Origin of the sequence: Gabonibacter chumensis (genome assembly GCF_024741215.1) — a bacterium.
GTDB classification, from domain to species: Bacteria; Bacteroidota; Bacteroidia; order Bacteroidales; family Marinifilaceae; genus Gabonibacter; species Gabonibacter massiliensis.
In genome coordinates, this window is sequence record NZ_JANSKB010000001.1 from 989,331 (window position 1) to 1,001,545 (window position 12,215).

3 protein-coding genes, 3 tRNA genes and 3 rRNA genes are annotated in these 12,215 nt (G+C 47.2%); 7 read left to right on the forward strand and 2 right to left on the reverse strand.

Annotated features, from left to right (window positions below):
• The first annotated feature begins 656 nt into the window (after positions 1 to 656).
• From NVS78_RS04250 to NVS78_RS04275, 6 genes are all read left to right on the forward strand, one after another.
• A 16S ribosomal RNA gene (locus tag NVS78_RS04250) occupies positions 657 to 2,179 on the forward strand.
• A gap of 51 nt (positions 2,180 to 2,230) precedes the next feature.
• Positions 2,231 to 2,304 (forward strand) — tRNA-Ile (locus NVS78_RS04255).
• Positions 2,305 to 2,333: 29 nt separating this feature from the next.
• Positions 2,334 to 2,407, forward strand: a tRNA-Ala gene (locus tag NVS78_RS04260).
• A gap of 135 nt (positions 2,408 to 2,542) precedes the next feature.
• A 23S ribosomal RNA gene (locus NVS78_RS04265) occupies positions 2,543 to 5,432 on the forward strand.
• 86 nt (positions 5,433 to 5,518) lie between these two features.
• Positions 5,519 to 5,629, forward strand: a 5S ribosomal RNA gene (rrf, locus tag NVS78_RS04270).
• The 16S, 23S and 5S rRNA genes sit together here with 3 tRNA genes alongside, the layout of an rRNA operon.
• 39 nt (positions 5,630 to 5,668) lie before the next feature.
• A tRNA-Met gene (locus tag NVS78_RS04275) sits at positions 5,669 to 5,742 on the forward strand.
• A 372-nt stretch (positions 5,743 to 6,114) separates the two neighbouring features.
• Here the strand turns inward: NVS78_RS04275 and NVS78_RS04280 are convergent.
• On the reverse strand, positions 6,115 to 9,336 hold the full coding sequence (locus NVS78_RS04280) for a S41 family peptidase (RefSeq protein ID WP_286358077.1): 3,222 nt from the start codon (positions 9,334 to 9,336) through the stop codon (positions 6,115 to 6,117).
• Positions 9,337 to 9,454: 118 nt separating this feature from the next.
• Complete coding sequence (locus tag NVS78_RS04285; protein WP_270517309.1) at positions 9,455 to 10,246, reverse strand: DeoR/GlpR family DNA-binding transcription regulator; 792 nt, start codon at positions 10,244 to 10,246, stop codon at positions 9,455 to 9,457.
• A gap of 209 nt (positions 10,247 to 10,455) precedes the next feature.
• Between NVS78_RS04285 and NVS78_RS04290 the strand changes: the two genes are divergently transcribed.
• Positions 10,456 to 12,021 (forward strand): glycerol-3-phosphate dehydrogenase/oxidase, encoded by a 1,566-nt coding sequence (locus tag NVS78_RS04290; protein WP_041502710.1) that lies wholly within the window; start codon positions 10,456 to 10,458, stop codon positions 12,019 to 12,021.
• The last annotated feature ends 194 nt before the right edge of the window (positions 12,022 to 12,215 follow it).

Genomic DNA, 12,215 nt, shown 5'->3' on the forward strand with positions numbered 1-12,215 from the left:
CTGAGATTTAGTGATTCAAATCTCTTAATCCTTTAATCCCTTAATCTCTTAATCTCCTAATCCGTCCGTTCATTGTAAATTGTAGATTGTAGATTTTAGATTGTAGATTGAACGCTGTTTTTAAATTTGCAATCGTCAATCTACAATCGTCAATCTTTTTAATCTCCCAATCTCTTCTTCTAATCTTTTCATCTTTTAATTTTCGTTCTCGCTGTGTTGTCGAGTTTTTCCTTTTCGTTGGCAGTAGTTTTCCGGGGGGGACATTTTTTAATTCTTTCAGGTTCAGCTTGATAATTGCCTGTTAAAATTTTTCCGGGAAAAAATGTGGTAAAAAATTTGGAGAAGGGGATAAAGTTTGTTTATCTTTGCACCCGCTTTCCGGAGGGGTAGCGACACGAAACGGGCTTGGAGGTGTTGAACGAGGGGGGTGAAAAAAGTTCGAAAAAATAGTGAAAAAGATTTGGAAGGGAAGAATAAAAGGTGTTATATTCGCGTCCGCTTTCGCCGTTAAAAAAGGCGGGAGCCGAAAGACAGAGAGAGACGAGTTCTTAAAGATATTGAAGTGACAAAAAGCGAGCGTGGCTTTTGATGACGAGAGTTGTCAGGAGCGCGAGAATTAAACCGGGACAGGAAGAACAAAAAAGTAAAGATTTTTTATCATGAAGAGTTTGATCCTGGCTCAGGATGAACGCTAGCGACAGGCTTAACACATGCAAGTCGAGGGGCAGCGGGGAGTGGCAACACTCTGCCGGCGACCGGCGCACGGGTGCGTAACACGTGTGCAACCTGCCCGTCACCGGGGGATAACCCGTGGAAACGCGGACTAACACCCCATGAGACGTTGATGGCGCATGCCGTTGACGTTAAAACTCCGGTGGTGACGGATGGGCACGCGGGACATTAGGTAGTTGGCGGGGTAACGGCCCCCCAAGCCGACGATGTCTAGGGGTTCTGAGAGGAAGGTCCCCCACACTGGTACTGAGACACGGACCAGACTCCTACGGGAGGCAGCAGTGAGGAATATTGGTCAATGGGCGCGAGCCTGAACCAGCCAAGTCGCGTGAGGGAAGACGGGTCCATGGCCTGTAAACCTCTTTTCTGGAGGAAGAACCGCGGGGACGTGTCCCCGCCTGCCAGTACTTCAGGAATAAGCATCGGCTAACTCCGTGCCAGCAGCCGCGGTAACACGGGGGATGCGAGCGTTATCCGGATTCATTGGGTTTAAAGGGAGCGTAGGCGGCCCGACAAGTCAGCGGTCAAAGACTGCAGCTAAACTGTAGCACGCCGTTGAAACTGCCGGGCTAGAGTGCAGACGAGGTTGGCGGAACAGGTGAAGTAGCGGTGAAATGCATAGATATCACCTGGAACCCCGACAGCGAAGGCAGCTGACCAGGCTGTAACTGACGCTGATGCTCGAGAGCGTGGGTAGCGAACAGGATTAGATACCCTGGTAGTCCACGCCGTAAACGATGCTCACTGGCCCTGGGCGACAGACGGTCCGGGGTCGAGCGAAAGTAAAAGTGAGCCACCTGGGGAGTACGTCGGCAACGATGAAACTCAAAGGAATTGACGGGGGCCCGCACAAGCGGAGGAACATGTGGTTTAATTCGATGATACGCGAGGAACCTTACCCGGGTTTAAATGCAGGTTGCATGGGTTGGAAACATCCCTTTCCCACGGGACCACTTGCAAGGTGCTGCATGGTTGTCGTCAGCTCGTGCCGTGAGGTGTCGGGTTAAGTCCCATAACGAGCGCAACCCCTATCGATAGTTGCCACCGGTCAGGCCGGGCCCTCTATCGAGACTGCCACCGTAAGGTGCGAGGAAGGCGGGGATGACGTCAAATCAGCACGGCCCTTACACCCGGGGCGACACACGTGTTACAATGGCCGGTACAGAGGGTCGCGAGCCGGTAACGGCGAGCCAATCTCGAAAACCGGTCTTAGTTCGGATCGGGGTCTGCAACTCGACCCCGTGAAGTTGGATTCGCTAGTAATCGCGCATCAGCCATGGCGCGGTGAATACGTTCCCGGGCCTTGTACACACCGCCCGTCAAGCCATGGAAGCCGGGAGTACCTGAAGCTCGGAACCGCGAGGGCCGATCTAGGGTAATACCGGTAACTGGGGCTAAGTCGTAACAAGGTAGCCGTACCGGAAGGTGCGGCTGGAACACCTCCTTTCTGGAGTCCCCTTTTTTCTCGTTTTTCTCGCTTTTTGTTTCATTTCAAGACAGTCTCTTAGCTCAGTTGGTTAGAGCGCTACACTGATAATGTAGAGGTCCGCGGTTCAACTCCGCGAGGGACTACGCGTGATTTCTTAACGGGTAAGACGCACGGGGGATTAGCTCAGTTGGCTAGAGCACCTGCTTTGCACGCAGGGGGTCAAGGGTTCGACTCCCTTATTCTCCACGTTAAAGTTCTTTGACATGGTGGGACATCGATGTACAAATGAAACATTGATATATAACGAAAGTAGAACGATAATCAAGAGCCGCCCTGGCCGCGAGGCGAGGGCGAGGCTAAAGGAGTCGAGCGTTAATAATGACAGAGTAAATTAAGGGCGCGCGGTGGATGCCTAGGCTCTCGGAGGCGAAGAAGGACGTGACAAGCTGCGATAAGCCCCGGGTAGGTGCAAATGACCATAGATCCGGGGATTTCCGAATGGGGCAACCCGGCACGCGGGACGCGTGTCATGCTATATATAGCAGGCGAACGCGGGGAACTGAAACATCTCATTACCCGCAGGAAAAGAAAACAACAGTGATACCCCCAGTAGCGGCGAGCGAACGGGGCGTAGCCCAAACCGTTGGCGTCGAGGCGCCAGCGGGGTTATAGGACCGTGTAATGTCATGGAGAGGAAGACGCAGAAGTCGCTGGAAAGCGACGCCGTGGATGGTGAAAGCCCAGTACGCTAAATACCTTCCCGTGATAACGGTATCCTGAGTAAGGCGGGACACGAGTAATCCTGCCTGAATTCACCGGGCCCACCCGGTAAGGCTAAACACTCCCGAGAGACCGATAGTGAACCAGTACCGCGAGGGAAAGGTGAAAAGCACCCCGAGCAGGGGAGTGAAATAGACCCTGAACCCGCGCGCCTACAAGCGGTCGGAGCCACGCGATGTGGTGACGGCGTGCCTTTTGCATAATGAGCCTACGAGTTAGTCGTCACTGGCGAGGTTAAGGGTCTGGAGACCCGTGAGCCGAAGCGAAAGCGAGTCTTAATAGGGCGCAAAGTCAGTGGCGCTAGACGCGAAACCTTGTGATCTACCCTTGTCCAGGTTGAAGGATGGGTAACACCATCTGGAGGATCGAACCGGTAAACGTTGAAAAGTTTTCGGATGAGGCGAGGGTAGGGGTGAAAGGCCAATCAAACTGGGAAATAGCTCGTACTCTCCGAAATGCATTTAGGTGCAGCCTGTCGAGTTTCGTTACCGAGGTAGAGCTACTGATTGGACGCGAGGGCTTCACCGCCTATCAAATCCGGCCAAACTCCGAATGCGGTAACTTCAAATCGATGGAGCGAGCCCGCGGGTGCTAAGGTCCGCGGACGAGAGGGGAATAACCCGGACTATCAGCTAAGGTCCCGAATTGACGTTTAAGTTGAATAAACGAGGTGGGATCGCCTAGACAGCTAGGATGTTGGCTTGGAAGCAGCCATTCATTTAAAGAGTGCGTAACAGCTCACTAGTCGAGCGCTCCCGCGTGGATAATACACGGGCATGAAAACGTCAACCGAAGCTATAGGATGTACTTGAATGGTACGTCGGTAGGAGAGCATTCCTGTCAGCGTCGAAGCGATATCGCGAGGTGTCGTGGAGCGTCAGGAAAAGCAAATGTAGGCATAAGTAACGATAATGGAGGCGAGAACCCTCCACGCCGCAAGACCAAGGCTTCCCCGGCAATGTCAATCACCCGGGGGTCAGTCGGGCCCTAAGGCTAACCCGAAGGGGGATGCCGATGGCGAACGGGTTAATATTCCCGTACTTCTTCACGTCGTGACGCGGTGACGGGGCGATGACAGGGTCGCGTGCGGACGGAATGGCACGTTGAAGCCCGTACCCTTCGAGGCCGGTAGTTAAGCACGCCGGCCGAGGCGAAAGGCGATAGTACCGCGAGATTTCGGTCGAGCGGATAGTACCCGTAATTTCACCCCCAAGAAAACCCGCTAAACTTCAAGCGTGAAGGACCCGTACCGTAAACGGACACACGTGGTCGGGTAGAGTATACCAAGGCGCTCGAGTGAATCGTGGCCAAGGAACTAGGCACAATGGTCCTGTAACCTCGGGATAAAGGACGCTCTAGTGATAGAGCCGCAGAGAAATGGCCCAGGCGACTGTTTACCAAAAACACATGGCTATGCTAAATCGCGAGATGACGTATATGGCCTGACACCTGCCCGGTGCCGGAAGGTTAAGAGGAGGGGTTAGAGTGATCGACGCCCCTAATTGAAGCCCCGGTAAACGGCGGCCGTAACTATAACGGTCCTAAGGTAGCGAAATTCCTTGTCGGGTAAGTTCCGACCTGCACGAATGGTGTAACGATCTGGGCACTGTCTCGGCCACGAGCTCGGTGAAATTGTAGTTCCGGTGAAGATGCCGGGTACCCGCGACGGGACGGAAAGACCCCGTGAACCTTTACTGCAGCTTCGCGTTGTTCCCGGGCACGGGACGTGTAGGATAGGTCGGAGACATAGAAGTGGTTTCGTCAGGAATCATGGAGTCATCGTTGAAATACGACCCTTCCCTTGTCTGGGATCTAATCTAGTGATAGAGACACCGCGTGGTGGGTAGTTTGACTGGGGTGGTCGCCTCCAAAAGCGTAACGGAGGCTTCCAAAGGTACCCTCAACTTGTTCGGTAATCAAGTGTAGAGTGCAATGGCACAAGGGTGCTTGACAGGGAGACACACGAGTCGATCTGGCGCGAAAGCGGGGCATAGTGATCCGGTGGTTCCAGTGTGGAATGGCCATCGCTCAAAGGATAAAAGGTACTCCGGGGATAACAGGCTGATCGCCCCCAAGAGCTCATATCGACGGGGCGGTTTGGCACCTCGATGTCGGCTCGTCACATCCTGGGGCTGGAGAAGGTCCCAAGGGTTCGGCTGTTCGCCGATTAAAGTGGCACGCGAGCTGGGTTCAGAACGTCGTGAGACAGTTCGGTCCCTATCTGTCGTGGGCGTTGGAGATTCGCGAGGTCCTGACTCTAGTACGAGAGGACCGGGTTGGACGCGCCTCTAGTGAACCGGTTATGACGCCAGTCGTACGGCCGGGTAGCCACGCGCGGATCGGATAAGCGCTGAAAGCATCTAAGCGCGAAGCCGGCCTCAAGATGAGATCTCCATTTAGGGTCGTTGTAGACGACGACGTTGATAGGCCGCAGGTGTACAGCCGGTGACGGCATAGCCGAGCGGTACTAATCACCCGATATACTCTGTTGGTTGTTTCATTTCCACGTTCGATGTCCCTCTCATTCAAACGAGCTTTAGATTTGACGCGAGGCGTTGAATTTTTTTAAAGGTATTAAAAGGTATCTACAGCGACGGTGATCCACCTCTTCCCATTCCGAACAGAGAAGTTAAGCCCGTTAGCGCCGATGGTACTGCCGCGAGGTGGGAGAGTAGGTCGATGCCGAATTTAAAAAATCGTTCTAATTTATTAGGGCGATTTTTCTCTGGCGAGGTAGCTCAGCTGGTTAGAGCGCATGATTCATAATCATGAGGTCTCCGGTTCAATCCCGGATCTCGCTACGATTTCGATAAGAGCCACGAGAGATCGTGGCTTTTTTTATTTTAGATTTTAGATTGTAAATTGTAAATTAAAAACGGAATTCAATCTACAATCTACAATCCTTTAATCTCCTAATCACGGAATCTCCTAATTTCTCAATCTTTTATTCCCTAAGCTTAGAATCGTGAGTATCGTAAGAATGAATGGGTATACAAGAAAAAGTATAATCGTATTCTATGTTTCCCAAATAGGAGGTGGCATATCTTGTTTTGCACGATCGGCTAAGGTATATACGGAACGATGAATAAGTTGTCGATAGAAACAGGCGGGAAGTTAGCGGATTAGAGTAGTTAAAGAGAGCAACTCACCTTATATTGAGTTGCTCTCTTATTTTAGTTATTATCAAGATCTTCCAGTAAGGCTTTAACGGTAGCTTCGACCTGAAGGTCTCTCCCCTTTATGGCATTCGCCGGATCGTTATTGACTTTTATATCCGGTTCCAATTGAAGATTTTCCAAATAGCGTCCTTGGTTATCTTTCATACCCACTTGAGGGATACCGAATACAAGTGTCGGGTCCTGTTGAAGTTCCCACCATACGGCAGTCATGGTTCCGGGAACCGGCATACCGACTAATTTACCGAGCTTCATCTCTTTGTAGGCCCACGGGAAACCGTGTGCATTACTGTAATTGTCTTCGCTCATGATTACCGCAGAAGGTTTGGCCCATTGGAATAGAGGGTCCCGGCCGATGTATTGCCCTCTGGGGACGAATTGGGCGTATATGTTACCGCTTAATAGCGTTAGCAGGTCTTCATGAAGCCACCCTCCTCCGTTCGAACGGGTGTCGATAATAATGGCTTCCCGGTTACGATAACGTCCCAGTAGTTCGGAAAAAACTTCCCGGAAGCTTTGGCTGTCCATAGCTTTGACATGTATATAACCGATTCTGCCTTGCGATAATTTGTCTACCAAAACTTTACGTTGTTTTACCCAACGTTTGTATAACAGGGCGTTTTCTTGTCTTGATGAAATGGGTTTCACGTATTCTTCCCAACGTACTTTGGTCGTCGGATCATAAAGGGAAAGAAGGACTCTTTTCCCCGCTAAATTTTGTAATAGTTGGAAATAATCTTCTCCTGCTTTGATTTCTTGCTGGTTGATCTTTTCGATGATTGTTCCTGCTTTGATTCTGGTGTCGGCGGAAACAAGCGGGCCTTTCTCGATGATCTCTTCAATTTTTAAACCGTTACCTTTGTATTTGGCGTCATAAAAGGCTCCCAGGGAGGCTGTTTGAGTTTTGTTGTATGTCCCGAAATATCTTGCACCCGTGTGGGAGGCATTTAGTTCGCCTAATAATTCACTAAGCAGGTCAGCGAAATCGTAATTGTTATTGATATGCGGCAAGAAACGCTCATAGGCTTTTTTATAAAAATTCCAATCCAACTGATGAAGATCCGGATCATAGAATTTATCTTTTACTTGTCGCCAGGCATGTTCATAGATGTATTGGCGTTCGGCTGCTTTTTGGAGTTCTAATTCGGCATTGAATGGCAAAGGGGTTACTTTTCCGGAATTGACGTCGATTTTGCTGAGGCGTCCGCCCGACAACATGTAGATGTTTTTACCTTCTTTATCCATTTCCAGGCTGGCATAACGACTGTTTAGCTTGGATAGGATACGGGTGCTTCCCTCTTTGAGATCTCTGACCCATAGGTCGTAGCCTCCTTCGAAACGACTCATGTAGAAGAGTTTGTTCGCGTCATTTGTTAAAATAGCGTCTCCTAAATTGGAAGAGTTGATCGTGAGACGAGCTATACGATCTTCCAGATTGTTAAAATCGATCTTCAGTTCGGGAAGTTTATCTTTTTTCTCCGTCGTCTTCTCTTCTTTCTGTTTTTTAGCGTTCTTTGTCATCTCTTTGGCTAAGGCCGATTCTTCCTTGTTTCTTTTGAATTCATCCCAGGCTTCCGAGTCCAGGAACAGGGCATAAACATCGTATTGGGAACCCCAGCTTCCGTGACTACGGTAACCTTGTCGGTCGGTAGACCAGATGATCACTTTGCCGTTCATCATCCATTTAGGATTACTATCATTGTATCCGCTATTGGTCAGGTTATGTATTTCTCCGCTACCGTCGGCTTTGACAAGAGCGATGTCCGTATATTGCCAGCCTCCTTTTTCAAAATATTGCGCCAATATCCATTTCCCGTCCGGGGACCATTGATACCATTGATCTCCATCCGCGTAAGAGTAATTGTATTTCCCGTCTAATACGGTTCTTGTTTTTTTGTTTTTAAGCTGGATCACTTTGATTTCGGTTCTGTTTTCCAAATAAGCGATCTCTTTTCCATCCGGAGAAAAAGCCGGTTGGAAACAGGCATTTTTACTGTTTGTGATTTGAGATTCTTTGATCTCTTTTGCATATGTGAACGAGTGATCCGTACTATCCGTCAGGGAGGAAACATAGATGTTCCAGCCTCCGTTTCGTTCTCCGGCGTATACTAAAGATCGTCCGTCCGGAGAAAAACTTACGGAGCGTTCTTGTGTCGGGGTATTAGTGATTCGTCTCGTTGTGCCGTATTCGACTGAACTGACAAAAATATCTCCCCTGAGGACGAAAGCAATCTCTTTTGCGTTGGGCGATAATGCCATTTCTGTTGCCCCATAAGTTAAATTTTGTAAGATTGAGCTCGGTTCTATCTCATCGGTTGTGATTTGGATGGTCAGTTTTTGAGGTTGTTCGCCTTCTTTACAGGTATAAATTTCTCCGTTGTAAAAATAACATAAGGTCCCGTTATCTGACATGGAGAGAAAACGTACCGGATGTTTACGGTGTTTGGTCAATTGTTTTACTTGTGAAGGATTTTCGAGTGATAATTTGCATACATTGAAATCCCCGAAGCGTTCACTTAGGAAATAGATGCTTTTTTCATCTTTTGTGAAAATAGGATTCCGGTTTTCGACCTCTTTGTTCGTGATATTAGTGAATTTGCCCGTTTTCAGATCGTGTAACCAGATATCGCGGGTGACAGAAGAGGTATGGTGTTTCCGCCAATTATCTTCGTAGCCTTTTCGGTCATGATAAACGATCCGGTCTCCTTTTTTATTAAAATGAATATCGTAAGCCTCAAAAGTCAGAAATTGTTCCGGTCTTCCGCCTCCTACGGGAATACGATACATTTGTGCGCTGTTGGGAAACTGGGTGTAATGGACATCGGGTAAGATCGTTGCTCTGTAAATAATACTTTTTCCGTCTGGAGTAAAACATACCGGAATCTCGGAATTGGAATGAAATGTAAGTCTGGTAGGAGAACCTCCTGTCGCGGGCATGACATAAACATCAAGGCCGCCTGCTCGATCCGAAGCAAAAGCGATGCTTTTACCGTCCGGGGACCATATCGGTTGGGTGTCGTAAGCCGGGTTTGTCGTGAGTTGCGTAGCTTTTCCTCCCTTGCTGTCTACCGTGAATAGGTCTCCCTTGTAACAGAAAACGATGGTCGTTCCGTCCGGGGAGATGGCGGGATAACGCATCCACAGTGCCTCGTGTTGAGCAAATGCCTTTGGAATACTCAACAGGAAAATAATGGAAATGAAAAATGAAAATAGTTTCATGTTTGATCGTTTAAATGATTTGTTTGGTATAAAAATAATAGAATTATGATATATAATCTCTTTTCGCAACATATTTAAATATATGGCGTCCCGCTCGAATGGAATTAAATTTGTACATTTACGTGTTAGGCGTATGAATGTCGGTTACCGTTACTTCGATTCCCCTTTCTTGTAAATCGTTTAAAATTTTAGAGGGGATCTTGTTATCCGTGATGATATGGTCAATGGCATCCAGATCGCAGATTTTACTGAATCCCCGCCGACCGAATTTGGAAGAATCTGCCAATACGATTGTTTTTTGTGAAGCCTTCATCATTACTCGATTTAAATTGGCTTCCATCATATTGGTTGTTGTCAACCCGTATTCCAAATCAATTCCGTCGACACCCATGAATAATTTGCTGCATGAAAAATATTCAAGCATATTTTCAGCATAATTTCCTACGACAGAGAGGGCGCTGTTGCGCACGAAACCTCCCAATTGAATAATGTCGATGTTCGGATTACGGGCCAGTATATTAGTTACGTTTATAGCTGCCGTTATTACGGTAAGATGTCCTTGGGCTTGAATTTGTCTGGCAAGGGCATGCATGGTGGTTCCCGAGGCGATCAAGATGGAATCATCGGGGGTGATCAATTGGGCTGCACTTATTCCTATCAGACGTTTTTCTTCCGTGTAGAATTTCTCTTTTTCGCTTACATGCCGGTCGTTGATATATGGGTTGATAAGGATGGCACTACCGTGGGTACGATACAACATCTTTTTTTCCTCTAACAGGGTTAAGTCTTTTCGGATGGTAACGGAGGAGACCTTTAGTTGGTTCGCCAGGTCTACAACGGATATAGAGCCTTGTTGACGTAAAGCTTCCAGAATATAATTATGCCTTTCCTTTACGGATAATGTTTTCATCCTATTTTGTAGTTATAAATGTCGTTTATTGTAATGATATATACACCTGAGACTTATAAATTAAGTTGGACGAAGTTAATAATTTATTTTGAAGGCCGGATGAAGCTCCTTTAAAAAAGAGAACTTTTATTATATTATTTCGTATGTTAACTTAGATGTCCGGAGTTAATCGACGAGCATCGCATGGTATGGATATAAATTATAAACAGATGAAACGTAATGATTTAATCGGAAAAATTACAGATACATCTAAGACTTGGGATGTAGTAGTCATAGGGGGTGGGGCTACAGGACTTGGGGTTGCTGTTGATGCAGTTCTTAGAGGATTTAGTGTTGCTTTATTTGAATATGATGATTTTGCAAAATGTACTTCCAGTAGGAGTACGAAGTTGGTTCATGGCGGTGTACGGTATTTGGCTCAAGGTGATGTGGGGCTCGTGCTGGAAGCTCTTTATGAACGTGGACTATTGAAGAAGAATGCTCCGCATTTGGTGAAGAATCAATCTTTTTTAATCCCCAATTACAGGTATTGGGATAATATTTTGTATACGGTCGGTTTGACTTTATACGATCTTTTGGCGGGACGTTTGGGATTAGGACGTTCTTTATATGTATCTAAATCGAAATCTTTGAAGCACATTCCCGTGCTTCGTGAAAAGGGGTTGAAAGGGGGTGTCATCTATCATGACGGTCAGTTTGATGACTCCCGTCTGGCTGTCAATTTAGTACAGTCTTGTATAGATAACGGGGGATGTCCTATAAATCATATGAAAGTTACGGGTTTGATTCATGGTACGGAAGGGAAAGTAAAAGGGGTGGAAGTGGTAGATATGGAAACCGAAAAATCATATGAAGTTCAAGCGAAAGTCGTTATAAATGCGGCAGGTGTATTTGTGGATGATATTATGCAGATGGATACTCCCACGGGGGAGCATATGGTACGTCCCAGCCAGGGAGTTCATTTGGTTTTGGATAAATCGTTCCTGCAAAGTGATTACGCGATTATGATACCGAAAACGGATGATGGCCGGGTACTTTTTGCTGTACCGTGGCACGATAAAGTTGTTGTCGGGACAACGGATACTTTGCGGGAAAAACCGGAATTTGAACCTAAACCCTTGGAAAAAGAGATTGAATTCATATTGAATACCGCGGGGAAGTATATGACGCGCAAACCTACCCGTAAGGATGTGTTGTCCGCTTTCGCGGGTTTGCGTCCTTTAGCTGCTCCCAAAAAGGAGGGGAAGAGTACGAAGGAGATTTCGCGAAGTCATAAGATTATAGTTTCTCCGAATAATCTGATCACCATTACGGGGGGAAAATGGACGACTTACAGGCGGATGGCGGAAGATACCGTGGATCAGGCTATAAAAATGCAATTACTGGAGGAACGGAAATGCATGACAAAAACGTATCATATTCATGGTTACCGTCTGAATCCGGATCTTTCGGATCATTTATATGTTTATGGTTCTGATGTGGACGGGATAAAAAAATTGATGGATAGCGATCCGGCAATGAGAGAAAAATTAAGTCCTAAATACGATTATACGGTAGCGGAGGTGGTATGGGCAGTCAGGGAGGAGATGGCCAGGAACGTGGAGGATGTTTTGGCCAGAAGGGTTAGGTTGTTGTTTCTTGATGCTCGGGTTGCGATAGAGGTTGCCCCGAAGGTTGCTGAGATTGTCGCGAAAGAGTTAGGGTATGATGAGATCTGGAAAAAATCGCAGATAGAGCGATTTGAAAAAACAGCTGCCAATTATATACTGGATTAAACAAGAAGCCGATGTACCGGAGCTTCCTGAAAAATATTTTGTACCGCAAATAAATCTGCTTTTGGAGTGGCAATGTATTACGATTAGAAACCTTTATTCTCATTAATTGTTTCGTTTTGTTATGAATTAAGTAAAAATAATTGCGTTTTTGTTTTGAATTATTTCGTTTTGTTTGTTTCTTTGTAACAAAACTA